At 70.2% G+C, this 25,786-nt stretch carries 22 protein-coding genes; 17 read left to right on the top strand and 5 right to left on the bottom strand.

Going from position 1 to position 25,786, the window contains the following annotated elements; translation table 11 throughout:
* Positions 1 to 32 precede the first annotated feature (32 nt).
* The 6 genes from EDF33_RS04055 (at position 33) to EDF33_RS04080 (ending at position 7,132) form a co-directional block, all read left to right on the top strand.
* Positions 33 to 2,066 (top strand): beta-galactosidase, encoded by a 2,034-nt coding sequence (locus tag EDF33_RS04055; RefSeq protein ID WP_132099344.1) that lies wholly within the window; start codon positions 33 to 35, stop codon positions 2,064 to 2,066.
* Positions 2,063 to 2,974, top strand: a complete 912-nt coding sequence (locus EDF33_RS04060) for a sugar ABC transporter permease (protein ID WP_123294575.1) — start codon at positions 2,063 to 2,065, stop codon at positions 2,972 to 2,974. The genes EDF33_RS04055 and EDF33_RS04060 overlap by 4 nt, the downstream gene beginning before the upstream one ends.
* Complete coding sequence (locus tag EDF33_RS04065; RefSeq protein ID WP_243648935.1) at positions 2,971 to 3,921, top strand: carbohydrate ABC transporter permease; 951 nt, start codon at positions 2,971 to 2,973, stop codon at positions 3,919 to 3,921. Before EDF33_RS04060 ends, EDF33_RS04065 begins: the two co-directional genes overlap by 4 nt.
* 64 nt (positions 3,922 to 3,985) lie before the next feature.
* Complete coding sequence (locus tag EDF33_RS04070; RefSeq protein ID WP_132099345.1) at positions 3,986 to 5,326, top strand: extracellular solute-binding protein; 1,341 nt, start codon at positions 3,986 to 3,988, stop codon at positions 5,324 to 5,326.
* Between the two features lie 136 nt (positions 5,327 to 5,462).
* The gene (locus EDF33_RS04075; protein WP_132099346.1) at positions 5,463 to 6,590 is read left to right on the top strand and encodes an XRE family transcriptional regulator; all 1,128 of its coding nucleotides are present in this window, start codon (positions 5,463 to 5,465) and stop codon (positions 6,588 to 6,590) included.
* Positions 6,591 to 6,592: 2 nt separating this feature from the next.
* Entirely contained in the window at positions 6,593 to 7,132 is a 540-nt protein-coding gene (locus tag EDF33_RS04080; RefSeq protein ID WP_123937252.1) for a hypothetical protein, read from the top strand.
* A 133-nt stretch (positions 7,133 to 7,265) separates the two neighbouring features.
* On the opposite strand, the gene EDF33_RS04085 is transcribed toward EDF33_RS04080, so the two are convergent.
* The 3 genes from EDF33_RS04085 to EDF33_RS04095 are packed head-to-tail and all read right to left on the bottom strand — an operon-like array spanning position 7,266 to position 10,736.
* On the bottom strand, positions 7,266 to 8,006 hold the full coding sequence (locus EDF33_RS04085) for a copper homeostasis protein CutC (protein WP_132099347.1): 741 nt from the start codon (positions 8,004 to 8,006) through the stop codon (positions 7,266 to 7,268).
* A complete protein-coding gene (locus tag EDF33_RS04090) occupies positions 8,003 to 9,559 on the bottom strand; it encodes a M81 family metallopeptidase (RefSeq protein ID WP_243692347.1) in 1,557 nt (518 codons plus the stop codon). Before EDF33_RS04090 ends, EDF33_RS04085 begins: the two co-directional genes overlap by 4 nt.
* The gene (locus EDF33_RS04095) at positions 9,552 to 10,736 is read right to left on the bottom strand and encodes an ROK family protein (protein WP_111085915.1); all 1,185 of its coding nucleotides are present in this window, start codon (positions 10,734 to 10,736) and stop codon (positions 9,552 to 9,554) included. Before EDF33_RS04095 ends, EDF33_RS04090 begins: the two co-directional genes overlap by 8 nt.
* A gap of 216 nt (positions 10,737 to 10,952) precedes the next feature.
* On the opposite strand from EDF33_RS04095, the gene EDF33_RS04100 reads away from it, so the two are divergent.
* The 5 genes from EDF33_RS04100 to EDF33_RS04120 all read left to right on the top strand — a co-directional run bounded on the left by EDF33_RS04100 (position 10,953) and on the right by EDF33_RS04120 (position 17,300).
* A complete protein-coding gene (locus EDF33_RS04100; protein WP_132099349.1) occupies positions 10,953 to 12,749 on the top strand; it encodes a peptide ABC transporter substrate-binding protein in 1,797 nt (598 codons plus the stop codon).
* A 93-nt stretch (positions 12,750 to 12,842) separates the two neighbouring features.
* Positions 12,843 to 13,802 (top strand): ABC transporter permease, encoded by a 960-nt coding sequence (locus tag EDF33_RS04105; protein WP_123294582.1) that lies wholly within the window; start codon positions 12,843 to 12,845, stop codon positions 13,800 to 13,802.
* Positions 13,799 to 14,692, top strand: coding sequence for an ABC transporter permease (locus EDF33_RS04110; protein ID WP_111085912.1), 894 nt, complete (start codon positions 13,799 to 13,801; stop codon positions 14,690 to 14,692). The genes EDF33_RS04105 and EDF33_RS04110 overlap by 4 nt, the downstream gene beginning before the upstream one ends.
* Positions 14,692 to 16,380 (top strand): ABC transporter ATP-binding protein, encoded by a 1,689-nt coding sequence (locus EDF33_RS04115; RefSeq protein ID WP_132099350.1) that lies wholly within the window; start codon positions 14,692 to 14,694, stop codon positions 16,378 to 16,380. The genes EDF33_RS04110 and EDF33_RS04115 overlap by 1 nt, the downstream gene beginning before the upstream one ends.
* Complete coding sequence (locus EDF33_RS04120) at positions 16,377 to 17,300, top strand: ROK family protein (RefSeq protein WP_207906626.1); 924 nt, start codon at positions 16,377 to 16,379, stop codon at positions 17,298 to 17,300. Before EDF33_RS04115 ends, EDF33_RS04120 begins: the two co-directional genes overlap by 4 nt.
* Before the next feature lie 23 nt (positions 17,301 to 17,323).
* On the opposite strand, the gene EDF33_RS04125 is transcribed toward EDF33_RS04120, so the two are convergent.
* The gene (locus EDF33_RS04125) at positions 17,324 to 18,052 is read right to left on the bottom strand and encodes a hypothetical protein (protein ID WP_132099351.1); all 729 of its coding nucleotides are present in this window, start codon (positions 18,050 to 18,052) and stop codon (positions 17,324 to 17,326) included.
* Positions 18,053 to 18,174: 122 nt separating this feature from the next.
* Between EDF33_RS04125 and EDF33_RS04130 the strand changes: the two genes are divergently transcribed.
* From EDF33_RS04130 to EDF33_RS04140, 3 genes are all read left to right on the top strand, one after another.
* A complete protein-coding gene (locus EDF33_RS04130; protein WP_132099352.1) occupies positions 18,175 to 19,461 on the top strand; it encodes a HupE/UreJ family protein in 1,287 nt (428 codons plus the stop codon).
* Between the two features lie 114 nt (positions 19,462 to 19,575).
* Positions 19,576 to 21,711, top strand: a complete 2,136-nt coding sequence (locus tag EDF33_RS04135; protein ID WP_165918707.1) for a metallophosphoesterase family protein — start codon at positions 19,576 to 19,578, stop codon at positions 21,709 to 21,711.
* 236 nt (positions 21,712 to 21,947) lie between these two features.
* On the top strand, positions 21,948 to 22,997 hold the full coding sequence (locus EDF33_RS04140; protein WP_131881030.1) for a carboxypeptidase-like regulatory domain-containing protein: 1,050 nt from the start codon (positions 21,948 to 21,950) through the stop codon (positions 22,995 to 22,997).
* Positions 22,998 to 23,013: 16 nt separating this feature from the next.
* Here EDF33_RS04140 and EDF33_RS04145 read toward each other — a convergent pair whose 3' ends face one another.
* Positions 23,014 to 23,496, bottom strand: coding sequence for a hypothetical protein (locus EDF33_RS04145; protein ID WP_131881032.1), 483 nt, complete (start codon positions 23,494 to 23,496; stop codon positions 23,014 to 23,016).
* 148 nt (positions 23,497 to 23,644) lie between these two features.
* Between EDF33_RS04145 and EDF33_RS04150 the strand changes: the two genes are divergently transcribed.
* The 3 genes from EDF33_RS04150 (at position 23,645) to EDF33_RS04160 (ending at position 25,720) form a co-directional block, all read left to right on the top strand.
* Positions 23,645 to 24,376 (top strand): S1 family peptidase, encoded by a 732-nt coding sequence (locus EDF33_RS04150; protein WP_123294589.1) that lies wholly within the window; start codon positions 23,645 to 23,647, stop codon positions 24,374 to 24,376.
* A gap of 121 nt (positions 24,377 to 24,497) precedes the next feature.
* The gene (locus EDF33_RS04155) at positions 24,498 to 25,385 is read left to right on the top strand and encodes an SDR family oxidoreductase (RefSeq protein ID WP_123937265.1); all 888 of its coding nucleotides are present in this window, start codon (positions 24,498 to 24,500) and stop codon (positions 25,383 to 25,385) included.
* 29 nt (positions 25,386 to 25,414) lie between these two features.
* Entirely contained in the window at positions 25,415 to 25,720 is a 306-nt protein-coding gene (locus tag EDF33_RS04160) for a Dabb family protein (protein WP_165918708.1), read from the top strand.
* The last annotated feature ends 66 nt before the right edge of the window (positions 25,721 to 25,786 follow it).

Raw genomic sequence — 25,786 nt, forward strand, 5'->3', positions numbered from 1 at the left:
CAGCGGTCGCCCCGATCAGCGAGGACCCTGACGTGACCACGACCACCCTGCCGACGCCCGCCACCGGGGCGCTCGGGCTCGGCTCGACCGGGCTCGCCTTCGGGTGCGACTACAACCCCGAGCAGTGGGACCCTGCGGTCTGGGTCGAGGACGTCCGGCTGATGCGCGAGGCCGGGGTGAACCTGGTCGCGATCAACGTCTTCGGCTGGTCGCATGTCGAGCCGCGTCAGGGCGAGTACGACTTCACCGCGCTCGACACCGTCATCGAGCTGCTGCACGGCGCGGGCATCGGCGTCGACCTCGGCACCGGCACCGCCTCGACCCCGCCGTGGCTCACCACGCTGCACCCCGAGGTCCTGCCCGTCGTGGCGGACGGCACCACGCGCTGGCCCGGCGGGCGGCAGGCGTTCTGCCCGAGCTCCCCGGTGTACCGCGAGCTCGCCCTCGCCCTGGTCCGCGCCACGGCGGAGCGCTACGGCGACCACCCCGCGGTGAAGCTCTGGCACGTGTCGAACGAGCTCGGCTGCCACAACGCGCACTGCTTCTGCGACGTCTCGGCCGAGGCGTTCCGTGGCTGGCTCCGTGCCCGCTACGGCACCGTCGACGAACTGAACGCCGCGTGGGGCACCTCGTTCTGGAGCCAGCGGTACTCGGCGTGGGAGCAGGTGCTGCCGCCCCGCGCGACGCTGTCGTCCACGAACCCCGCGCAGACCATCGACTTCGACCGGTTCTCGTCCGACGAACTCCTCGGCCACCACCGTGCCGAGGCCGCCGTGCTCCGTGAACTGAGCGACAAGCCCGTCACCACGAACTTCATGGTCGCCGCGCACATCACCGCGCTCGACTACTGGTCGTGGACGGCCGACATGGACGTCATCGCGAACGACCACTACCTCGACCACCGCCTGCCCCGCCCGCACGCCGAGCTCGCCTTCGCCGCGGACACCACCCGCGGACTCGCCGGCGGAGCCCCGTGGCTGCTGATGGAGCACTCGACCGGCGCCGTGAACTGGCAGCCGCACAACGTCGCGAAGGCACCGGGCCAGATGCTGCAGGACACCGTCGCGCACATCGCCCGGGGCGCGGACGGCGTCTGCTTCTTCCAGTGGCGCGCGTCGGTGCAGGGCTCCGAGAAGTTCCACTCCGCACTGCTGCCGCACGCCGGCACCGATTCGCGCACCTGGCGCGACGTCGTCGCCCTCGGGGCGCTCGTCGAGCGGCTCGGCGAACTGCGCGGATCCCGGGTCGTCGCCGAGGTCGCGCTCGTCTTCAGCTGGGAGAACCAGTGGGCCGCCGACCTGGAGGCCCACCCCACCACTGCGCTCCGGTACCTGCAGCAGGTGCACGCGTTCCACGCCGCGCTCCGAGACCTCGGGGTCACGGTCGACGTCGTCGCGCCGGGCGCCCCGCTCGACGGCTACGCCGCGGTCGTCGTCCCCGAGCTCTACCTGGTGCGCGACGAGCACGCCGCCGTGATCGCCGACCACGTCGCCGCCGGTGGCCACGCGGTCGTCACCTTCTTCAGCGGGATCGTCGACGAACGCGACCGGGTCCGCACCGGCGGCTACCCCGGCGCCTTCCGCGACCTGCTCGGCATCCGGGTCGACGAGTTCCTGCCGCTCGCCGCGGACCAGGCGATCGCGCTGTCCGACGGCACCACCGGCACCGTGTGGTCGGAGCCCGTCGCGCTGCGCGGCGCCACGAGCGTCGTCGAGTACGCCGAGGGCCCGCTCGCCGGCTCCGCCGCGGTCACCCGCAACGACCACGGCGCCGGATCCGCCTGGTACACGTCCACCGTGCTCGAGGCCGACGCGCTGCGCGACCTGCTCCGCCGCGTGCTCGCCGAGGCCGGCGTCTCCCCGGATCCCGCGACCGCACCGGGTGTCGAGGTCGTCCGGCGCCGCGACGACCAGCACGAGTGGGTCTTCCTGCTCAACCACTCCGACCAGCCCGCCTCGCACACCGTCACGGGCCACGAGCTCGTCACCGACCGACCCGTCGACGGCGTCACCGTCCTCGACGCCGGCAGCACCCAGATCATCCGCACCGACAGGAACCGATCATGACCACCACCACCCAGCGGCCCCGCGCCGTCCGTCGTCGGGGCGGGGGCTCCCGCTACCGCCTGGCGATCGCGATCTTCGTGGTCCCGTTCGCCCTGCTGTTCACCGCGTTCTACCTCGTCCCGATCCTGTACGCCGTGTGGCAGTCGCTGCAGAAGATCGAGCGCCAGGGCACGTTCGGCGCCCCGACACAGGTGTTCGGCGGGCTGAGCCAGTACGCGCTCGTGTTCCAGAACAGCGCGTTCTGGGACTCGGTGCTCCGCGTGCTGCTGTTCGGTGTCGTGCAGGTCCCCGTGATGCTCGGGCTCGCGCTCCTGTTCGCGCTGCTGCTCGACTCCCCGCTGCTGCGTGGCAAGCGGTTCTTCCGCCTGGCCTTCTTCGCGCCGTACGCGGTCCCCGGTGTCATCGCCGCGATCATGTGGGGCTACCTCTACGCCCCGGACCTGTCGCCGTTCTCCGCCGTGACCTCGAAGGTCGACTTCCTGGGGTCCGGCACCGTGCTCTGGGCCGTCGCGAACGTCGTGACCTGGGTCTTCGTCGGCTACAACATGCTCATCATCTACTCGTCGTTGTTGGCGATCCCGGCCGAGATCTACGAGGCCGCCAAGCTCGACGGGGCCTCGCAGCTCCGGATCGCGCTGTCGATCAAGATCCCCCTGGTCGTGCCGGCGATCGTGCTGACCGCGGTGTTCTCGGTGATCGGGACGCTGCAGCTGCTGACCGAGCCGACCGTCTTCCGGCAGTTCACCTCGACGATCTCGTCGACGTTCACGCCCAACATGCTCGTCTACTCGACCTCGTCGGTGCCGAACTTCAACCTGGCGGCCGCGTTCTCGGTCGTCCTCGCCCTCGCCACGTTCATCCTGTCGATCGGGTTCCTCCGACTGACCCAGCGGAAGGCCGCCCAGTGACCGTCCACGCACCCACCCCGGGCGACACCGTGCGCGACGCGGGCCGACCGCTCGAGCCGAACCGGGCCTCCCGTCCGCACCAGCACGGTGCACGCGGGCCGCGGGAGAGCGTCATCTCGCGCAGCGCCGCGATGATCGTGATGGGTGTCTTCACCCTGTACTTCCTGCTGCCGATCTTCTGGCTGCTGGTCTCGTCGACCAAGACGGCCGCGAACTTCAACACCACGTTCTCGCTGTGGTTCAGCGCGACCTCGGTGCAGGACTTCTTCGCGAACCTCGCCGAGCTGTTCACCCGGCAGGACGGCATCTACCTGCGCTGGCTGCTCAACAGCATCGCCTACGCCGGTGTCGCCGGGCTGCTCGGCACCGTGCTGTCGGCGATGTGCGGGTACGCCCTGGCCAAGTACCGGTTCCGTGGGCGTGAGGCGCTGTTCAACACGTTCCTCGGCGGCGTCCTCGTGCCGGCCACGGCGCTCGCCCTGCCGCTGTTCCTCATCTTCAGCCAGGTCGACCTGACCGACACGTTCTGGTCGGTGTTCCTGCCGAGCATCGTCAGCCCGTTCGGCGTCTACCTGTCGCGGTTGTTCGCGGCGTCGAGCGTGCCCGACGAGATCATCGAGGCCGCGCGCATCGACGGCTCCGGCGAGGTCCGCACGTTCTTCACCGTCGCCGTCCGGCTCATGTCGCCGGCCCTCGTGACGATCTTCCTGTTCCAGTTCGTCGCCGTCTGGAACAACTTCTTCCTGCCGCTCGTGATGCTCCGCGACTCGTCGCTGTTCCCCGTCACGCTCGGCCTCTACACGTGGAACTCGAGCGTGAACCAGTACCCCGACCTGCGCACCCTCGTGCTCATCGGGTCGTTCGTCTCGATCATCCCGCTGCTCATCGCGTTCCTGAGCCTGCAGCGCTTCTGGCGCTCCGGCCTCGGGTCCGGCGGTCTGAAGTAGCCACCCGACCAGCACTCCCTCCGCACACCAGCCCTCCCCACACCACATCCCGAACGGAAACAGCATGAAGACAACGAAGTTCCTCAGCGTCGCCGCCCTGGCGGTCGCCGCGACCGTCGCCCTCGCCGGTTGCAGCGCCGGCGGCAGCGGCAGCGGCGGCGGTTCCTCCGACACTGCAGCCGCGAGCTGCAAGCCCTCGAGCGGCAAGGTCACGCTCGACTTCACGACCTGGGTGCCGAACATGGACAAGGTCGTCGCCATCTGGAACAAGGCGAACCCGGACATCCAGGTGAAGACCTCGATCGTCGCGAACGGCAACAGCGGGACGTACCAGAACTTCTTCAACCAGCTCAAGGCGAAGCAGGCGCCCGACATCGGCCAGGTCGAGTACGACACCCTGCCGGCCTTCCGGGTGCAGGGCGGCCTCGAGGACATCGGTGCGTGCTCCGGCATCTCGGCGGCGAAGAAGGACTTCTCCGACGGCCTCTGGAACCAGGTCACCTTCGGCGAGTCGAAGTCCGTCTACGCCGTGCCGCAGGACTCCGGTCCGATGGCGCTGTACTACCGCAAGGACCTGTTCGAGAAGGCCGGGCTCGACGCCCCGAAGACGTGGGAGGAGTACGCCGAGGACGCCGTCAAGATCAAGGCGCTCGGCGGCAACATCACGAACTTCGCCAAGGGTGACGTCAACCAGTTCGCCGGGCTCGTGTCACAGGCCGGCGGCCAGTGGTTCGCGAACTCGGGTGACTCGTGGAAGGTCGACCTGACCGACGCGAAGTCGAAGAAGGTCGCCGACTACTGGCAGGACCTGATCGACAAGAAGCTCGTCAACACCCTGCCGAGCTTCACCGACCAGTGGAACGCCGCGTACGACAGCGGCCAGGACTGGACCTGGGTCTCCGCCGTCTGGGGTGCGAACACCATCTCGAGCGGTGCGCCGTCGACCTCCGGCAAGTGGGCCGTCGCGCCGATGCCGCAGTGGAGCGAGGGCGAGTCGAAGTCGGCCGCCTGGGGCGGTTCGTCGAACGTCGTCTTCGCCGGCAGCGAGCACCCCGCCGAGGCGTCGAAGTTCCTGGTCTGGCTGAACACCTCGACCGAGGCGCTGTCCGCACTGAACAAGGAGGCCAACCTCTACCCGGCGTCCTCCACCGGCGCCGAGCTCCCCGCGCTGACCGAGGGACTCCCGGTCTACGGCAACCAGAAGATCTACGAGGAGTTCGCGACCGCAGCGAAGGACATCCAGCCCTTCACCTGGGGTCCGACGATGACGCAGACCTACTCGGACGTCTCCGACGGTTTCGGCTCGGCGGCGTCCGGTGACGGCACGCTGCTCGAGGCACTCGAGTCCGGGCAGTCCAAGACGGTGGCGGCGCTCAAGGCGCAGTCGATCCCGGTCAAGGGCTGACAGCGCTGACGCGCTGACGGCGGACGGGAGGCACGGTGCCAGCTGGCACCGTGCCTCCTGTCCGTTGCTCGGTCACGCTGGCAAGCGCTGCATGTGATGTGTTGCCGTTTGCGATAATCGCAAGTATGCTGGCGACATGGCCGAATCCCTGGAACAACGTGTCGAAGCCGTCATCACATCGGTCGACCTCGGGCGAGCGGACTTCGCAGCCTCCATCGGCATCGACGCGAGCAAACTCTCGAAGTCGCTCTCGGGTCGGCGACGGTTCTCCTCCCTTGAACTGGCCAGGATCGCCGACGTGGGCCGTCGCAGCGTCGATTGGCTGATCACTGGACGTGAGCCGTTCCGACCGGTGTTCGCCCAGCGCGCCCGGCTCGCTGGTGTCGATGACGAAGCGGGGGCGAGGACGGTCGAACTCCTCGCCACTGGCGTTCGTGGCCTCGCAGCGGTCGACCGCCCGTTGGTCCTGCCTGAGCTCCCGCAACTCGCCCAACGGTCGAGCTGGTACACGGTGGAGGCGGCTGAGCTCGCGCGTCGCTTCGTCGCGGCGATCGGTCGACCGCTCGGCGGCCTGTCGACGCACGATCTCATCTCGGCCATCGAACGCGTCTTCGGCGTGATGGTCGTCGTCACCGACCTGCCGGAGGGGATCGACGGTCTCTCGTACGAGGACGCGCGCTGCCGGGTGACCCTCCTCGCGACCACCGACCAGCCCCTGCGTCAGCGGTTCACGCTCGCGCACGAACTCGCGCACATCGCCTTCGGTGATGCTCGTCAGGGCATGCTCGAGGAACGAATGGGGACGGCGCGCTCGAACGTCGAGCGGCGCGCGAACAGCTTCGCCGCGGCCTTCCTCGCCCCCGCGGACGAACTCAGCGCGGCGATCGGCGGGCGCTCGACGGCAGCGGCGTTCCCGGAGCTGGTCGGGCACTTCCAGCTCTCGCCCGAGTCGATGGCATGGCGGCTCTTCAACGAGAAGCACATCGGCGAGACCGACCGAGCAGGTCTGATCGGCCTGCGCGCTCGCTCGATCTACATGCAGCTCGGGAAAGCGGCCGAGTACGTCGACCTGTCGCACGCTGCGGGGGAGCCACGTCCGAGTTGGCTGCTCGTCAACGCTGCCCTCGATGCCTACCGCGACGGCGACACGACGGTGAAGCCCGTCGCGACGCTCCTTGGGTGGGCACCGCAGGATGCTGAGGAGTTCTTCGCGCTGGACGATGGATCGACACCGGTCCCAGAAGCCGGCATGACCGAGAACTGATCGTGGCGCTCCACTGGTTTCCGGACAACTCGCTGATCTGCAACTTCGCTGCCGTCGACGAACTCGACCTCTTGCGTGCCAGCCTCCACGGTGCAGGGAGGGTTGTGGAAGCCGTTGCGTTCGAGATCGAGCGTTCCACAGCCCATGTTCCGAACCTCGCCCGGCTGGACCTCCACGACTGGTTCGGTCCGGCGATCGAGTTCCGCGATGTAGTCGATCAGCTGCAGATCGAAGCGGTGCGCACGGCTCGCTTCGGCGGTGGCGACGAGAAGCCCCTCGAACACCTCGGTGAGAGTCAGACGCTCCACCTGCTCCGGACCCGCGCGGAGTTCGCGGGAAGCGTCTGGATGAGTGAGGACGGCGGGTCGCTCAGAGTGGCCGGGCGCATGGGCATCGTCACTCGAGACACGCGTGCTGTCCTCGAGGAACTCGTCGCGTTCGGTGAGGTGACGGCGCAGCGGGCTTACACGATCGCCGTCGCGATCGAGCAGGCCGATCGGCCGATCCTCAGGATGCCGACGTCCTCCCGCGACCTGTCGTGATCGGACCGGAGGCGCGCTGCGAGCTGGCCCCGCGCCTCCCGTGTGGTCGGTGTGATCTCAGAACCCAGCGGTCAGATTTTCTGAGGTAGCGGCACAAGTCAGAAAATCCGGCGCAGTTGTTCTGAGACCAGTGTCAGGCGTCGAGGGCGCGTCGCGCGGCCGCGACGACCTCGGCATCGGTCACGAAGTGCGCGGAACCGTCGTCGGCGCCGCCCATCGGGACCCCGGCGTGGGCGCTGTCCGGCGCGGCACGCTTGGCCGACAGGTGCACGGCGGCGGCACCGGTCGCGACCAGCGCCCGGATGTCGGCCGGGGTGACACCGGCACCGGCCATGACCTGCACGGGCCCGGCGGCGTCGACCATCCGGGCGATCATGGCAGCGCCGGCTCCCGCGGTGGGGGCGCCGCCGGAGGTCAGCACGCGGGTGAACCCGAGGGCGGCGAGCGTGGCTGCTGCGGCGACGGGGTCCACCGCGTGGTCGATCGCCCGGTGCAGGGTGACCTCGGCGGTCGTGCTGACCGAGCGGGCGGCGCCGACGAAGCGGCGCAGGGCGTCCTCGTCGAGGGTCCCGTCCGGGCGCAGCGCACCGACGACGACACCGGCGGCGCCGGAGCGCAGGACCGTCCGGACCTCGCGCACCATGAGCTCGACCTCGTCGGGGGTGTGCACGAACCCGCCGGGGCGGCACCGGACCAGCGCGTGCGCCGGGATCCCGGTCTCGTGGGTCGTCTCGACCAGGGCCTGCGACGGGGTCAGCCCGCCGAGCTCGAGCCCGACGCAGAGCTCGACCCGGTCAGCCCCGCCGTCCCGTGCGACGACCGCACCCTGCGGCGAGGTGACCGCGATCTCGAGTGCAACGGGCGAAGGGGTCATGCAGAGGCTCCGAGTGGCTGGTCCGAGGCCGGGATGATCCTGGCGGTCAGGTCCGGGGCCTCGGGGAACACTCGATCGTAGGGGAACATCGGCCGCTCGATCCTGTGGTGCCCGAGGCGGAGCAGGTCCTGGTCGACACCACCCGGGGTGAGCGCGAGCATCCAGTCGGCGGCCATGTCGAACAGCTCCGGCTCGAGGTACCCGATCTTCACCACGACGACGTCGGCCTGCCGCGGTGCCAGGTCGAGGTCGGTGAAGTCGTGCTCGTGGTGGTACGGCTTGCGCAGCTTCGTCAGGATCGCGAAGACGCTGCCGACCTGCAGCACGACCTCGGTCTCGGCGTCGCGGTCGCCGTGCTTGACCGCGTGGACCCGCCCGGTCATGGTGATCGGTCCGGCGTGCACGGCATCGACCGACGCACCGGCGGTCACCGTGACGGTCGCACCCACACCGGCCTCGACCGCGGTCGCCACGGCGGCGGCACCGGGGACGCTCGCGTAGATCAGGGTGGGGCCGTCGGCGCTCGCGAAGGCCGGGTTCGCGAGCACCTGCGTCAGTCCCCAGGTCATGTCGCCGGAGCCGCCCGCGGTGGGGTTGTCGCCGGAGTCGGACACGAAGTAGGGGTGTGCGGCACCGGGTGCGAGCGCGGCGGCCAGGCATTCGTCGAACGTGCCGGTGGGTGCGACGAAGACGAAGTCCTCGCGGACGTCCCAGAAGGCACGGGCGAGGCGCTCGGCCCCGGCGGCGACGGCGGCCTCGTCCCACCCGGTGACGACGGTGACGGCCTGGTCGCGGGGCTGGTCCGCCCAGGCGTAGCCGACCCAGATCGCCGCGTCGAGCACGCCGTCGGTCTGCTCGACGAGCGGCACCTGGGCGTACAGCGAGGCGGCGGGTTCGAGGCGGGTCGAGGTCTGCTCGCCGGGCAGCAGAACGGGGATCGGGATCCAGGCCTTCACGGGGCGCTGCGCTCCGGCAGGACGCGTGGTGAGCACGTCGACCAGGTTCCGGACGGCACGTTCCTTGGTCTCCATGGCGTCCTCGTGCGGGGCCATCCGGTAGCAGGTGACGAGGTCGACCTGGTGGGCGAGCTCGCCCGTGACGTTGCCGTGCAGGTCCATCGACGCCGACACGATGACGTCCGGGCCGATCACCGCACGGATCCGGCCGAGCAGGTCCGCCTCGGCGTCGTCGAGGCCCTCGACGACCATCGCGCCGTGGATGTCGTACCAGAGGCCGTCCACGTGCTCGGCGTCGACGATCGCGCGCAGTCGCGTGACGATCTCGGCCGCGAGCTCCTCGTACGACGCCCGGTCCACGATGCCGCCGGGCAGCGCGTGCCCGATGAGCGCCCCGCGGAAGTCCGCCGCGTCCGACATCGCGGACAGGAACGGGTACCGCGCCACGACCTCGTCGCCACGGTCCGGGTGGAACGCCGGTGCGTGGGTGCGGGTGGGGGTGAAGGTCGACGTCTCGATGGCCAGCCCGGCGATGGCGACGACCGGACGACGGGCACCGGCGGGGACGGCGGGGGTGGCGGGCACGGTCTCAGACACGGACGCTCCTGTTCCTGGTGGTGGACTGCGGGATGGGGGTGGACAGCTCCTCGAGCGACGCGGCGAGGCCCCGCTGCAGTGCGAACTGCCCGGCACCGACGAGCCCGGCATCGGCACCGAGCGACACCGGCTCGATGGCCAGGTGCTGCGTCATGAGCGGGTGGCAGCTCTCGTAGAGCTGACTGCGCACGGCCGCGATGAACGGGTCGAGGGTGGAGAGGATGCCGCCCAGGTAGACGGCGTCCGGGTTGAAGAAGTTCACGTTGGCCGCGAGCACCTCGCCGAGGTACCGACCGGCCAGGCGCACGGCACGGGTGGCCTCGGGGTGGGCGTCCGAGGCGAGTCGGACGACGTCGGCGGTCGAGGAGACGTCGACCCCGGCGCCCGACAGGATCCGCACCAGGGCAGCTCCGGACGCGACGGTCTCGAGGCACCCGGTGTTCCCGCACGAGCAGGGGGTGTCACCGGCGGCGTCGATCCGCACGTGGGTGATGTCCCCGGCCGAACCCGTGGACCCGCGGTACAGGCGGCCGTCGATGACGATGCCCGCGCCGATCGCCGATCCGGCCTTGATCGTGATGGTCTGCCGGCGTCCCGGAGGCTGCACGCTCTGCTCGCCGGCGGCCATGCAGTTCGCGTCGTTGTCGACGATCGCCGGCAGGCCGAAGCGGTCGGACAGCCAGGCGGCCACCGGGAACCCGTTCCAGCCCGGCATCCGGCTCGGCAGGTCGACGACACCGGCCTCGACGTCGACGGGACCGGGCAGGCTGAGCCCGACCCCGCGTAGACCGGCGCGGCCACGGTCGTCGGCGAGCCGCTCGAGCAGGCCGGCCAGTCGCTGCAGGCCGGCGGTCGGACCGTCGGAGAGTGCGAACGGGACGTTCGCGACCGACTCGAGCGCGCCTCCCGGCAGCACGATCCCGACCCGCGCGTGCCCGCCGCCGACGTCCGCGGCGACCGCGTACTCGTCGACGCCGCCGATGCGGAGGACCTTGCGGGGACGCCCGCCGGTCGAGACGTCGGTGCCCTCTTCTGCGAGCAGCCCGTGCGACAGCAGCTGGGTGACGACGTGCGACACCGTCGACGGAGCGGCGCCGAGCAGTGTGGCGATCTCGGTGCGACTCGCGGCCTGACCCGACGCGACGAGTTCGAGGACGCGAGCAGAGAGGTCCGTCACGACTTTCTCCAATCCGGGGGAAACGACGGTCGAACCGACCGAACACCCGGAGCCTAACCGGCGGAACGGCCCGTTCACCCTTTCGTCCAAACGGCAGAAACGCAGTTTTTACACGAAGATGTTTGTTTTTCCAACGGCTTTGGCCATTGACTGTGTCCGTGCCGCTCGGCACGCGTGCTCCACCTCCCCAGAACTCCCACGCACCAGGAGACACACATGACCAAGCCCCGCCGCTGGGCGCTCCTCACCGGAGCAGCGATCGCCGTGAGCGCCCTGCTCGCCGGATGTTCCGGGGGCGGTTCCGCCACCTCGAACGCGAATCCGGACGAGATCAACTACGCCCTTCCTGCGAACTTCACGCCCAACTGGATCCTGCCGATCGGCACCGCCGCGCACCTCAACACGAACAACGGCTCCATCGCGCAGTCGCTGTACGAGCCGCTCGTCGCGTACGACGGCTCCACCGGCAAGATCGCGTGGAACAAGGACGGGTCCGTCGCCACGGACGCGGAGTTCGCCGACGACGGCAAGAGCGTCGAGATCACCCTCGGTGACCGGCACTGGTCCGACGGCGAGGCGATCACGAGCCGCGACGTCGAGTTCTGGTTCAACCTGATCAAGGCGAACAAGGACCAGTGGGGCTCGTACTCGAAGGGCAAGGCGCCGGACAACTGGACCTCGTTCAAGACCGTCGACGACACCCACTTCACGATCACGTTCGACAAGGCGTACAACTCGGACTGGATGCTCGCCAACCAGCTGAGCCACATCATCCCGCTGCCGCAGCACGCCTGGGACAAGACGAGCGCGAGCGCCAAGGTCACCGACGCCGACGAGACCACCGCCGGCGCGAAGCAGGTCTGGAAGTACCTGAACACCGCGGCCGGCAAGATCTCCGACTACGCCACCGACGACCTGTGGAAGACCATCTCCGGTCCCTACGGCGTGAAGGCGTTCACCACCGCCGGCAAGGTCACCCTCACCGCGAACACGAAGTACGACGGCGGCGAGAAGCCCTCGATCACGACCGTCAACCTGCTGCCGTTCACGACGGCCGACGCCGAGGTGAACGCGGTCCGCTCCGGCGAGGTCGACTACGGCTACATCAACGCCACGGACATGGACCAGGAGTCCTCGTTCACGGCGAAGGGCTACGAGGTCGAGCCGTGGACCGGCTGGGCCATCACCTACATGCCGTACAACTTCAACAACCCGGACATGGGCGCCGTCTTCAAGCAGCTGTACGCCCGCCAGGCCGTGCAGATGTCGATCGACCAGAAGTCCCTGTCGAAGGTCGTCTTCAACGGCACCGCCACCTCGACCTACGGCCCGATCCCGCAGGCGCAGGAGTCCGACTACGTCTCCGACGTGCAGAAGGACAACCCGTACCCGTTCAGCACGTCGAAGGCCAAGGACCTGCTGACCAGCCACGGCTGGGAGGAGCAGGGCGGCACGATGGTCTGCACCGACCCCGGCACGTCCGACAGCCAGTGCGGTGAGGGCGTGAAGAACGGCACGAAGTTCACCATGGGTGTCCTGTCGCAGTCCGGCTCGACCGTGACCGACAACATGATGAGCGCGATCCAGTCCTCGCTCGCGAAGACCGGCATCGGCTTCACCATCAAGACCGCGCCGGTGTCGAGCGTGCTCTCGCAGACCCCGACCTGCACGAGCGACGAGGCCAGCTGTGACTGGGACCTGTCGTTCTTCGGCACCGCGGGCAGCTGGTACTTCCCGGCCTACCCGACCGGTGAGTCGCTCTTCTCGACCGGTGGTTCGGCGAACTTCGGCAGCTACTCGAACAGCGAGGTCGACGACCTCATCGACGCGACCACCACCTCGACCGACGCCACCGCCGTGCAGGACTACAGCGCCGCGGTCGCGAAGGACCTGCCGGTGATCTGGCTGCCGAGCCCCGACTACCAGATCTCGGTCGTCAAGAAGGGCCTGTCCGGGTTCGACCAGGACTCGCTCGCCAACTTCCACCCGGCCCAGTGGAAGTGGAACAAGTAAGACCGTGACCACGGACGGGAGGCGCGGTGCGCGCCCGACGCGCACCGCGCCTCCCGTCCCTCGCACGTCTCCAATCCGACCATCGGAAGCCGCATGACCACAGCTCTCTACCTCACCAGGCGCGTCCTGCAGGCGCTCGCGGTGATCCTCATCGTCACGATCGTGGTGTTCTGCCTGCTGCACGCGCTGCCCGGCGGACCCGCCCGCGGTGTCCTCGGCGTCTCCGCGACGCCCGCGCAGATCACGGCGTTCAACCAGGCGCAGGGACTCGACCAGGCGCTGCCGGTGCAGTACCTGCGGTTCCTCGGTCGTCTGCTCACCGGTGACCTCGGCACCTCGTACACGCTCAACGAACCGGTGTCGCAGCTCATCGCCGAACGCCTGCCGAAGACCCTCGTCCTCACCGGCATCTCCGCCGTCCTCGGCCTCGTCATCGCGATCCCGGTCGGCATGCTCCAGGCCGCCCGCCGCAACGGCGCGGTCGACTACGCCGCCACCGCGCTGGCCTTCGTCTTCTACTCGACGCCGGCCTTCTTCCTCGGCCTCATCCTGATCATCGTGTTCAGCCAGCAGCTGCCGTGGCTGCCGTCGCAGGCGCCGAGCGGCACCACGCTCGCCGAGGTGTTCCAGGACCCCGCCGGGCTCGTCCTGCCCGTCGTCACCGGAGCGCTCGCGATGATCGCCGTGTTCAGCCGGTACATGCGGGCCTCGACCCTCGAGAACCTGCAGGAGGACTACGTCCGCACCGCCCGCGCCGGTGGTGCCTCGACGATGACGATCCTGCGCCGGCACGTGTTCCGGAACTCGCTGACGCCCGTCGTCGCGATGCTCGGCTACTACCTGCCCGTGCTGTTCGGCGGTGCCCTCGTCACCGAGCAGCTGTTCAACTACCCCGGCATGGGGCTCCTGTTCTGGAACGCGGCGCAGTCGTCGGACTACCCGACGCTGCTCGGCTGCGTCCTCGTCATCTCCATCGCGACCGTCATCGGCACCCTGCTCGCCGACGTCGCGCAGTCCCTCATCGACCCGCGAGTGAAGGCGAGCCGCGCATGAGCGCCGTACAACTGGCACCCGAAGCACCGGGCGCTCCCGTCACCGTCGCGGCCACCGGGTTCCGGCTCGCCGCCCGCCGGTTCCGCGGCAACACGCTCGCCGTGATCGGCCTGGCCGTGATCGTCGTCATCGTCCTGTTCTGCTTCGTCGGGCCCTTCCTGTACCCGACCGACCAGACCCACACCCTGCTCGAGCAGGCGAACCAGGGTCCGAGCGCGGCGCACTGGCTCGGCACCGACGCCGTCGGCCACGACGTGCTCGGCCGGCTGATGTACGGCGGCAAGGTCTCGCTCATGGTCGGCATCGCCGCCGGCGTCCTGGCCACCGTCGTCGGCACCCTGTGGGGTTCGGTCGCCGGCTACGTCGGCGGCTGGGTCGACGCGCTGATGATGCGCGTCGTCGACGCGGGCATCGCGATCCCGGCGCTGTTCATCCTGCTCGTCATCTCGGCCATCACGACCCCCGGTGTCGCCGGGCTCATCCTGATCCTCGGGCTGGTCTCGTGGCTGGTGCCGTCCCGCCTGATCCGCGCCGAGACCCTGACGCTGAAGAACCGCGACTACGTGCTCACCCTGCGCGCGATCGGCGGCTCGCACGCCCGCGCCATCGGCAAGCACCTGCTGCCGAACTCGGTGTCCACCATCGTCGTCGCCGCGACCTTCCAGGTCGCCGACGCGATCCTGCTCGTCGCCTACGTCTCGTACCTCGGGCTCGGCGTGCAGCCGCCCGCGACGGACTGGGGCGGCATGCTCTCGGCGGGACTCACCGCCGCGTACTCCGGACGCTGGTGGCTCATCGTGCCGCCGGGTCTGGCCGTGATCCTGATCGTCTGCGCGTTCAACGCCGTGGGCGACGGACTCCGGGACGCCTTCGACGTGAGGGGCCGCTGATGACCACCGAACCGATCCTGCGGACGACCGACCTCGGCGTCTCGTTCAGCACCGAGTCCGGCACCGTGTCGGCCGTGCGGGGCGTGTCCCTGACGGTCGCGCCCGGCGAGACGCTCGCCCTGGTCGGCGAGTCCGGCTCCGGCAAGTCCACGGTGGCGCTCGCCGCGATGGGGCTGCTCTCCGGCAACGCGACGGCGACGGGCAGCGCGCTCGTCGCCGGTCACGAGGTCGTCGGCGCTCCCGAACCGTCGCTCCGTGCCCTGCGGGGCTCGACGGTGTCGATGGTCTTCCAGGAGCCCGCGACGGCCCTCGACCCGCTCACCCGGGTCGGCGCGCAGATCGCCGAGGTGATCCGGAACCACCGAACGGTCACCGCCGCGCAGGCCGCGGCCGAGGCCGTCGACCTGCTCCGCCGCGTCGGCATCCCCGACCCCGAGTCGCGCACGCGGTCGTTCCCGTTCCAGCTGTCGGGTGGGCAACGCCAGCGCGTGGTGATCGCGATGGCGATCGCGAACTCGCCGAAGCTGCTCATCGCGGACGAGCCGACGACCGCACTCGACGTGACCGTGCAGGCCGAGATCCTCGAACTGCTCCGGAAGCTCGCCGTCGACACCGGCACGGGCGTGCTGCTCGTGACGCACAACATGGGCGTCGTCGCGGACTTCGCAGACCGCGTCGCGGTCATGCTGCAGGGCGAGATCGTCGAGACCGGCAGCGTCGAAGACGTCCTGCTCCGTCCGGAGCACGAGTACACGAAGCGGCTGCTCGCCGCGGTGCCGCGGCTCGACGTGGCGGGCGACCGTCCTGCCGCCTCGGTCGACGCGGGGTCCGCTGACGCGGCGGCCGGGAGGCCCGGTGCGGCCCCGGTGGTCGACCTGCGGGACGTCACGGTGACGTTCGGGCGCGGGGCGCGCGCCGTCCACGCGTTGCAGGGGATCGACATCGCCGTGCACGCGGGCGAGACGGTCGGCCTGGTCGGCGAGTCCGGCTCCGGCAAGTCCACCGCAGCCCGGGTGGCGCTCGGGCTCATCACGCCGACGTCCGGCACGGTGTCGCTGTTCGGGCAGGACCTGCGCAGCGCCCGTGGTCGTGATCGCCGTGCGCTCCGGTCCGGCATCGGCGTCGTGCTGCAGGACCCGGTGGCCTCGCTCGACGCCCGGATGTCCGTGGCGGAGTGCATCGCCGAACCGCTCGCCGTGCACCGCCGTGGGATGTCGTCGGCGGACCGTCGTCGGCGGATCGACGAGGTGCTCGACGCCGTCCGGTTGCCGCGGTCCCTCGCCTCGCGTGCACCCCGCGAGCTCTCCGGCGGGCAGCGCCAGCGGGTCTCGCTCGCCCGTGCCCTGGTGCTCGAGCCGCGGTTGCTCGTCGCCGACGAACCGACCTCGGCGCTCGACGTCAGCGTGCAGGAGACCGTGCTCGAGGTCCTCGGTGAACTGCAGGACGACCTGGGGTTCGCGTGCCTGTTCGTCTCGCACGACCTGGCCGTCGTGCAGCACTTCGCCGAGCGCGTCGTGGTGATGCGCCAGGGCGTCGTCGAGGAGCAGGGCACCACCGGGACGACGCTGCTGCACCCCACGACCGACTACACCAGGCGCCTGCTCGCCGCCGTACCCGTGCCCGACCCCGTCCTGCAACGGCAGCGTCGGACGGCGCGTCTCGCCTCGCTCGCGGCGGTGACCGCGTGACCCGGGTGATCGCCGGCGTCGACGTCGGCGGCACGAACACCAAGGTCGTCCTGACGACCCCCGACCTCAAGGTCGTCGACCGCGTCGACCTGCCGACGCCCGCCCACGCGGGCGGGGCGGCGATCGTGACGGCCGCCGTCGGGGCGGTGACGGGCCTGCTCGTCCGGCACCGGGCCTCCTTGACGGGTGTCGGGGTGGGCGCGGCCGGCGTGGTCGACGCGGCCACGGGCACCGTCCTGGTGACGGGCAACTCGTTCACCGGCTGGGCCGGTTACGGCGTGACCCGCGCGGTCAACGACGCCCTCGGTGTGCCGGCGACGCTCGACAACGACGTGAACGCGTTCCTGCTCGGCGAGATCGCCACGGGTGCCGTCGCGGGGGAGTCCGACGTGCTCGGGATGACCCTCGGCACCGGGGTCGGCGGTGCGTTCGTGCTCGGCGGACGGCTGTTCGCGGGGCCGCGCGGCGCCGCCGGTGAGATCGGCCACGTGCCGGGCTTCGGTGACGCGCTGTGCACCTGCGGACAGATCGGACACCTCGAGACCATCGCGGGCGCGCGTGGCATCGCCGACCGGTACGCCGAACGATCCGGCCGGCGGCTGTCGGCGCGTGACGTCGCCGTCGCCGCACGTGCCGGTGACACGGACGCCGCTGCCGTCTTCCAGGCCGCGGGGTGGGGCCTGGCGCGCGCCGCCCTGCTCACCGCGGGGATCCTCGACGTCACGACGATCGTGATCGGCGGCGGCATCGCGCGGTCGTGGGACCTGCTCGAACCGGCCATCACCGCGGCGATCGCGGCCGAGCCCCCGGTGAGCGGTGCGACGATCCGGCTGGCGCAGTCGACCCTCGGGTCGGACGCCGTGGCGCTCGGTGCCGCGTCGCAGGTGCGCGCGCTCGTGCTCGAGGCCGAGCCGGCGTAGCGACGGACCCGCGCCGGCTCGGGTCAGCGCACCCAGACGACGATGCCGCGCAGGTCGTGCAGCACGGCCGCCAGACCCGCGCGCAGTGCGCGGTCGGCGCGCTCCTCCGTGAAGGTGGACGGGTCGTAGTGGCTCGACGGTCCGAGTCCTTCGCCACGGAAGCCGCCGCCGGTCCAGTCCGCGGCCGTCACGTTCGACGTCGGCTCGGCGATCTCGGCACCCACGACCAGGAACTGCTGGTGGAGCGCCGTCGGCGACACCGCGGCGAGCGGGTCGACCATGTGGTTGCCGACGCTGATCACCAGGTCGGACCGCTCGTCGATCGCCCGGGTGACCGCCGCAATCCGGTCGTCGGCGTCCGTCGCCGACACCCTCGTGACGGTGACGTCCTCGTCCGCCGCCCACGACGCGACGGCGTCGAGCAGGGTCCGGGTCGGGGCGTCGTGGGCGTCACCGGCGTCCGACAGCAGCACGACGTCGTAGTCGTCGGGGGCGTGGACCCCGGACCACGAACCCGGCTCCGGGTGGATGGTGGCCTCGGGTGCCGGCGGCTGCGTCGGGTCGGAGAAGCCCGCGCCGAGGGCACCGGCCGTGGCGTGCGCCGTCGCCGACGTGCCGGTGCCGGCGTCGGTGCCGGCTCCTGCGTCGGTCCCGCCGGGTGTCGCCGAGCACCCGGCCAGCAGGGCGACGCCGGTGCCGACGAGGGCGACGGTGGTCAGCAGGACGGTCGTCCGGGCAGCGAGGCGGGTCACTGCATCATCGAAACACGTCGGTGTGCCGCACCGGGCCGGCTCCGGCGGCTGTCCGGCACCTGTCCCACTGCTGGTCACCACCTGTTCACCTGCCGGTCGTCCGAGGGCCGGATCGTCTGCGCGTGCCTTCCGGAACCCCCGTCGCGCTGCTGCGCGCCCGCCCTGCCCGTCCGTCCCGCCCGTCCGCGCTGATCGCACGGGTCGTCGCCGCGCTCCTGCTGCTCGGGGTGGTCGTCGTCGGCGTGCTGGCCGGGGCGTCGCCGGCATCGGCGCACGGCTTCAGCTCGGTCGTCTACGCGAAGGTGACGTCGACGGAACCGACCGTCGTGCACGCGGAACTCGGGCTCGAGTACGACCTGATGCTCGTGTCGGTCGCCACGAGCGAGCACGACGACGCATTCCACACGCAGGGTGAGGCGGCCTGGGACGACGGCGACTTCCCGGGGATGGTGTCGGCGGCCGAGGCGCACACTGACGCGCTCGGGAAGTACGTGTTCGACCGGTTCTCGGTGTCCGGTGCGGGTGGGCAGGCCTGCACGGGCGTGCTCGGCGACAGCGTCACGGTCGACCTGCAGGACGAGGTGCCGTACGCCCACGTGACGGCGGACTTCACCTGCCCGGAGCCGTCGGAGACGCAGACCGGACACGTCGTGACGTCGACACTGTTCCCGGACAGTGAGACCTTCGTGCGCGACACCAAGACGATCGTCACCTACGACGTCGACGCGAAGCAGGGATCGGCGACGCTCGATGCCTCGCAGCCGTCGTTCTCGACCGAGCAGTCGGCCGGGCAGCGCTTCTGGGAGTTCTTCCGCCTCGGTGCCGAGCACCTGCTGACCGGCATCGACCACATCCTGTTCCTCGTCGCGCTCATCGCCGGGTCACGGCGCCTGCGCGAGGTGGTCTACACCGCGTCGGCGTTCACCATCGCGCACTCGATCACGTTCATCCTCGCCGCGCTCGGGGTGGTCAGCCCGCCCGCGATCGTCGTCGAGCCGCTCATCGCCCTGTCCATCGCCGCCGTGGCCGGCTGGTACCTGTGGCGGCTCTGGCGGCGCCGGTCGCGGGCCGACGAACTCGTGGTCGGTGAACACGGGCACTTCTCGCTCGACCGGGCGGGCTGGACACGCCTGGCCGTCGTGTTCGCGTTCGGGCTCATCCACGGGCTCGGGTTCGCCGGGGCGCTGGGCATCCACGAGGCGTTCTCGTGGCAGCTGCTCGTGTCGCTCCTCGTCTTCAACGTCGGCATCGAGGCGGTGCAGCTCGCGATCATCGTCATCGTCTTCCCACCGCTGTCCCTCCTGCGTCGGAAGGCCCACCGGGTCTCGCTCTGGGTCACCGGTCTCGTGACCGCCGGGGTGTTCGTGATGGGGATGATCTGGTTCGTCGAGCGACTCGCGGCGGGATGACGGTGGTCCGCTCCTGAACAGCGACGACTTGTCACTCAGCGTTTACCAAGACGTTTCGCAGTGCATGCAGAGTCTTCCGTGCTGCACCATCCCACGTCTGAGAAACGGACCACCATGAGTCTCCTGTCCGGCGCCACCACACGGCGCAGAACCACCACCCTCCGCGTGTGCGGAGCCGTCCTCGGGGCCGCGCTCATCGCCGGCGCCTCGATGGTCGGCACGAACGTCGCCTCCGCCGCGACGAACACCCCTACCACCAACATCTCCACCGGCGGCCCGCTCCACATCCTGCTGGGCGTCGGTGCCACCGAGAGCCAGCGCATCGCCTCGTGGTACTTCCCGACGAACGTCGCGCAGTCGCTCGAGATCCAGAAGACCGCGTCGATGACCGACGGGGTCTTCACCGACGCCAAGTCGACGATCGCCGCGTCGAAGGCCGCGAACACCGCAGTCGACACGAGCACGACGGACTCGAACACGAAGAGCATCGACGGCATCGCCGCCGAGTCGGGCTACATCAACGCCCACGCCACGATCTCGGACCTCGAGCCGAACACCTCGTACACGTACCACGTCGGTGCGGCGGACGGGTCGGCCTGGTCGGCGTCGTACACGTTCACCACGAAGAGCTTCTCCGGCGACTTCGACTTCCTGTTCTTCGGTGACCCGCAGATCGGTTCGTCGGGCTACGTCGACGACGACGGCGCCGGCTGGGCGGACACGCTGCGGTACGCCACGACGACCGAGCCGGACGCCGAGCTCCTGGTCTCCGGTGGCGACCAGATCGAGCACGCCAACAACGAGTACGAGTGGGGTGCGTTCGCCGACAGCAGCGACGTCCTCAAGCGCTACCCGTGGGCCTCGACCATCGGCAACCACGACGTCGGCGGCAAGGCGTACGAGCAGCACAACCAGGTGCCGAACTCGCTCAAGGTGCCGGACTTCTACCCGGGCGGCAACACCACCGCGAACTCGGGTGGCGACTACTGGTACATGTACAAGGGCGTCCTGTTCATCGACATCAACTCGAACGCCTACGCGGCCGGATCGGACGCTGCCCACGTGAACTACGTGCGCGACGTCATCAACCGCTACGGCGACGACGCGAAGTGGACCACGCTGGTCTACCACCACTCGATCTACTCGCCGGCCGACCACGCGAACGACAAGGACAACCAGCAGCGCCGGTTCGACTTCACGCGTGCGTTCTCCGACATGGGCGTCGACCTCGTCCTGCAGGGCCACGACCACTCCTACTCGCGCAGCTACGCGATCAAGAACGGCAAGAAGGCCAACGTCAACGAGCAGCCCGCTGCTCCCGAGGTCTTCTCCGGCCCCGGCGGCGTCATCTACATGACGGCGAACTCGGCCTCCGGCTCGAAGTACTACGACCTGACCGCTCCGGACGCCACCCAGAGCGGCTACGGCGCAGACCCGCTCGACCCGACCGGCAAGCGCCACTGGGCCAACTCGGTCGAGAACCAGGAGCACGTCCGCTCCTTCGTCAAGGTCTCGGTCACCGATGAGAAGCTCTCCGTGCAGGACATCCGCGCCGGCGACTGCACCACGCTCAACTCGGCGGTCCAGCACGGCAACGTCGACAGCTGCGGCGTGACGCTCCAGCCGACCGCCACCGCCGACCCGGCCGCGATCGGATCGACCGTCGACCAGTTCGACCTGCACGCCACGCTGCCCGCGACCGCCACGACGCTCGCGGTCTCCGCCGCGTCGCAGACCGTCAACGCGGCGAAGCCGGCCACGGTCACCGCGACCATCGCCGGTGGCATCGGCAAGCAGCAGGGCACGCTGACGGTCTCGGACGGCAAGAAGGTCCTCGGCACCGTCCCCGTCAAGAACAGCACCGCGACCATGACGCTCCCGAGCGCCCTGGCCATCGGCACGCACTCGCTCACCGCCAAGTTCGTCAACGCGGACTCGACCTTCTCGGGCACCGACTCGGCGACCGCGAAGGCCACCACCGTCACCGTCACGAAGGCCCCGTCCCGGACGGCGCTCAAGTACAGCGGCGGCAAGGCGACCGTGCAGGTCAAGGCCACGGGCTTCACCGTGAACGGCACCGCGCGGATCTACCAGGGCACGAAGCGCCTGGCGACCGTCACCGTCAAGAACGGCAAGGTCACCTCGGCGCTCGCGCTGAAGAAGGGCACGCACAAGCTGCACGCCGTCTTCGCCGGCACCGACAGCCTGACGACGAGCACCAGCCCGGTGCAGTCGATCGTCATCAAGTAACACCAGCGCACCAGCGCACCAGCGAGGGCCCCGCGACTCCGGTCGCGGGGCCCTCGTGCCGCGCGGCCGCAGGTCTCCGTGGGATCGATCGGCTCCGAACGCGTTGTGTGAGCGTTCGGTCACAGATGGTGCTTGTGAGCGATCGGTGACAGCGACCGCGCGCTCCGCGCGGGTCGCGGCTACGCTCCACACCACCGGGGCCAGGGGCGGCCCCACCAGGGGACCAGGGGCACACCATGACGGGACGACGACGCGCGACGGTCGGGATCACGACCGCACTCACACTGATCGGCGTGCTCATCGCGCCCGTCATCGCGCCCGTCACCGCGGCGGTGGCCGCTCCGGACGACGGTGCGCTCACCGTCATGCTGACCGACCCGGAGAAGCGGCCGCTCGCGATGGAGGGCGTGGTCGTCGACCTCCGCACCCCGGACGGCAGCACCGCTGACTCGGCGACGAGCGACCGCCGCGGCCGGATGACGTTCGACGCGGTCCCGGCAGGCACCTGGACGCTGCACGGTGAGCGCGAGGGCTCGTACGGCTTCGACGACGTGGTCCCGGCGGAGCGGACCGGCGTCGTGGTCAGCGCCGGTGGGCACGAGACCGTCGTGGTCGTGATGCGGCGGGGTGCCTCGATCGGCGGCACCGCCCACAACCCGTACGGCGCGGACCTGTCCGGCGCAGCGGTCGTCGTCCGTGGCTGGAACACCGGCACCGTGCGGCGGACCGTCACCTCGCCCGACGGTCACTACTGGGTGCACGGCCTGCCGAGCGACGACTACAGCGTGCAGGTCAACGCGCACGACGAGACGCTCGACTCGTGGCCGGCGTTGCGCAACGAGTCGTGGGGCTTCCACCGCGATCCCGGCTCCACTGCGGAGCGCTCGTACGTCCGGGTCGCGCACCAGGCCGGGGGCCGCACCGAGACGGTCGTGGACGGCATCGATGCGAGCTCGACCCGGGGCGTCACCCTGACCGGGATCCTCAACCCGCAGCTCGACACCGACTTCACCGGCGCCACCGTGCACGTGTACGGGGAGTCGATCGGCAGCACCTTCGACACGCACCTGAGCTACTGGTCGCCCGGTCGGGGCGGGACCTTCGGCGCAGTCCTGAGCCCCGGACGCTACAAGGTCGAGGTCGTCGGCTGGTCGCCGACCCAGCGCCGGTACGTGTCGTACTGGTACGGCGGTGAGGGCAACCGGCCCGTCGCGGACCGCGCGGCGTCGCACACGATCGTCATCCGCGACGAGAGCCGGTCGATCTCGTTCTGGAGCACCCACTGACGGGGCCGCTGATCCGTCAGCCGGCGCGTCCGTCGGTGGGTGCCGGCTCGGTGATGCGTTCACCTGTCGTCGGGTCCCAGCCGACCGTGCGGGGTTCGGCGGGTCGAACGCGGCGCTCGGTCTTCGGGAAGAACCCTCGCGTGGTCGGCAGGTAGCTCAGGACCGTCGCAGCGACGAGGGCGATCGGGTAGAGGAAGCCCACGGCCCCTGCGCCGAGCACGAGCCCGACCACGGTGTTCACCACGGCGAAGCCGGTCACGATGGCGAGCCAGAGCCGTGCGGACCCCGATCCGCGGGCCATTCGGATCGCCAGCCAGACGAACAGGGCCGCGAAGGCGAGGCCGATGAACGCGCCGACCAGTGCGACGGCGAGCCCACCGTTGGTGTTCACCACCGCGACGACCAGGAACCCGAGGCGGACGAGCACCACAGCGCACCAGATGCCGGACGCGATGGTGACGACGGTCGGGCGCGTCCTCCGAGCGGTGTTCGTGCTCATGTCGCTCCTTCGGTTTCCCGGTCGACACGATCCTAGGGCGGCCCCGTCCGCCGAAGTGCGGACTGGCGCGGCCCCCGAACGAGGGTCAGGATGCTGACCAGTTGCACAGCGCAACGGGTCAGGTGCTTCCCCCGACAGAGGAGTCGTCATGAAGAAGTCCATCGCAGCCGCGTTCGCCGCCGCGGCCGTCATCACCGCGGGCGTGTTCGCCGCGTCACCCGCCTCGGCACTGCCGGCCAGCACGAAGGTCGTCGGCGGCGAGAAGGCCCCCACCACCTCGTGGGCGGTCCAGCTCGAAGCGTCGGGCGGCTCCATCCCGTCGGGCTACGTCAGCAACTGCACCGGCGAGCAGATCAACGCCTCGTGGATCCTCACCGCCCGTCACTGCATCGACGGCATCGGTGCGATGAACGTCTACCACTCGAACTCCACGACCAACCGGGGCACCGCCGTCGCCGTCGACCGGGTCTCCGCCGCACCGGCCGGCGACATCGCGCTCGTGCACCTGAAGAGCGCCTACTCGCTGTCCACCTACGCCCCGCTCGACCTCACCGCGACCGCCAAGTCGAGCGGCACCGGCACCATCCAGGGCTACGGCCTGCGCGCGAACGCGACCCAGTCCGACGGGCTCTACCAGGCCACCGTCTCGCTCACCGGTGCGAGCACCGACGCGTACAGCGGTCGTGCGCAGCACCTCACCGGCGTGACCGGTGCCTCGAACCACGGCGACTCCGGCGGCCCGCTGCTCGTGAACGGCAAGGTCGTCGCCGTCTGCTCCACCGGTGACAGCGCCGACCCCGGCGCCGACACCAAGGCCGGCTCGAACTACGCCCTGCTGTCGCAGGCCTCGTCCTGGATCCGGACCACGGCCGGCGTCTGAACCACGTGGCGGACGGGAGGCCCGTGGCGACGCCGCCACGGGCCTCCCGTCCGTCATCAGCCGTGTCCCAGGACCGCAGCGGCTGAACGCGCGTCCACGCGCGACGACGACAGTGGAACGCATGAGCCAGTACGACAAGCGCGACCCGAACACCCTCTACCCGGCGCCGCCGTACCCGAAGCAGGAGCAGTCGCTGCCGGGTGCCGCGTGGAAGATGGACCCGAAGCCCGACCACGGCGAGGAGAGCTACGTCGGCCGGGAACGCCTCACCGGCTACCGCGGCATCATCACCGGCGCCGACTCCGGCATCGGTCGCGCCGCCGCCATCGCCCTGTCGCGTGAGGGCGCCGACCTGGTGCTGTCCTACCTGCCGGACGAGCAGCAGGACGCCGAACAGGTCCGCGACCTGCTCGAGTCCGAGGGGCGTCGCGCCGTCCTGTTCCCCGGGGACATCTCCGACGAGCAGTACTGCAAGGACCTGGTGCAGAAGGGCGTCGACGAGTTCGGCGGGCTCGACACCCTGGTCATGGTCGCCGGCCGCATGGACAGCAACGAGGACATCCTGACCCTCGACACGTCGATGTTCGACTCGACGTTCAAGACCAACATCTACTCGCTGTTCTGGCTGACCAAGGCAGCGGTGCCGCACCTCGAGCCGGGCTCCACCATCGTCACGACCGGTTCGATCCAGGCATCGACGCCCTCGGCCGACAAGATCGACTACGCCGTGTCGAAGGGTGCGATCAAGCTCTTCACCGAGGCCGTCGCCCAGCAGCTCGCGCCGAAGGGCATCCGTGTGAACTCCGTCGCCCCCGGACCGGTCTGGACGCCGCTGCAGCCGGGCTCCGACGACGCCGAGACGGTGTCGCACTTCGGCGAGACCTCGCCGTTCGGCCGCCCCGGACAGCCGGCCGAGCTCGGTGCCGCGTACGTGCACCTGGTGAGCCCGGAGTCGAGCTACCAGTCAGGGTCGACGATCACGATCGCCGGCGGAACGCCCGCGTTCTGATCGGCGTCGTGACAGACGAAGGAGACCACGTGTCAGGAGTGACGCACACCGTGCTGGTCGAGTGGGACGGAGCGGACCGGTCGTCCGAGGCCGACGCCCTGTCCCGCGAGCACCTGCCACGGATCGACGGTGTCGAGTCCGTGCAATCCGGCACGAGCGTGAGCACCGAGGGGCTCGAGGGCGGGTTCCAGTGGATGCTCGTGGTCCGGTTCCGCGATCGGGCAGCGCTCGCCGGGTACCTGCCGCATCCGGACCACCGGCCGGTGGCGGAGTTCATCGGTGGTGCGAGTGCCCGGGTCGTGGTGTTCGACGTCGAGGACGCAGCCGCCAAGTAACGCTCTGGTTGCGATGGACGCCGGGGGGCCCGTTGCCCGTCGGGCGTCGACGTACGGTGGATTGCT

This window comes from Curtobacterium sp. PhB146 (assembly GCF_004342995.1).
Classification (GTDB): Bacteria; Actinomycetota; Actinomycetes; order Actinomycetales; family Microbacteriaceae; genus Curtobacterium.

Coding starts and splice junctions, on each gene's coding strand:
- EDF33_RS04060 (WP_123294575.1), top strand. CDS start 2,063: ATGACCACCACCACCCAGCGGCCCCGCGCCGTCCGTCGTCGGGGCGGG.
- EDF33_RS04070 (WP_132099345.1), top strand. CDS start 3,986: ATGAAGACAACGAAGTTCCTCAGCGTCGCCGCCCTGGCGGTCGCCGCG.
- EDF33_RS04075 (WP_132099346.1), top strand. CDS start 5,463: ATGGCCGAATCCCTGGAACAACGTGTCGAAGCCGTCATCACATCGGTC.
- EDF33_RS04085 (WP_132099347.1), bottom strand. CDS start 8,006: ATGACCCCTTCGCCCGTTGCACTCGAGATCGCGGTCACCTCGCCGCAG.
- EDF33_RS04100 (WP_132099349.1), top strand. CDS start 10,953: ATGACCAAGCCCCGCCGCTGGGCGCTCCTCACCGGAGCAGCGATCGCC.
- EDF33_RS04105 (WP_123294582.1), top strand. CDS start 12,843: ATGACCACAGCTCTCTACCTCACCAGGCGCGTCCTGCAGGCGCTCGCG.
- EDF33_RS04110 (WP_111085912.1), top strand. CDS start 13,799: ATGAGCGCCGTACAACTGGCACCCGAAGCACCGGGCGCTCCCGTCACC.
- EDF33_RS04115 (WP_132099350.1), top strand. CDS start 14,692: ATGACCACCGAACCGATCCTGCGGACGACCGACCTCGGCGTCTCGTTC.
- EDF33_RS04135 (WP_165918707.1), top strand. CDS start 19,576: ATGAGTCTCCTGTCCGGCGCCACCACACGGCGCAGAACCACCACCCTC.
- EDF33_RS04140 (WP_131881030.1), top strand. CDS start 21,948: ATGACGGGACGACGACGCGCGACGGTCGGGATCACGACCGCACTCACA.
- EDF33_RS04145 (WP_131881032.1), bottom strand. CDS start 23,496: ATGAGCACGAACACCGCTCGGAGGACGCGCCCGACCGTCGTCACCATC.
- EDF33_RS04150 (WP_123294589.1), top strand. CDS start 23,645: ATGAAGAAGTCCATCGCAGCCGCGTTCGCCGCCGCGGCCGTCATCACC.
- EDF33_RS04155 (WP_123937265.1), top strand. CDS start 24,498: ATGAGCCAGTACGACAAGCGCGACCCGAACACCCTCTACCCGGCGCCG.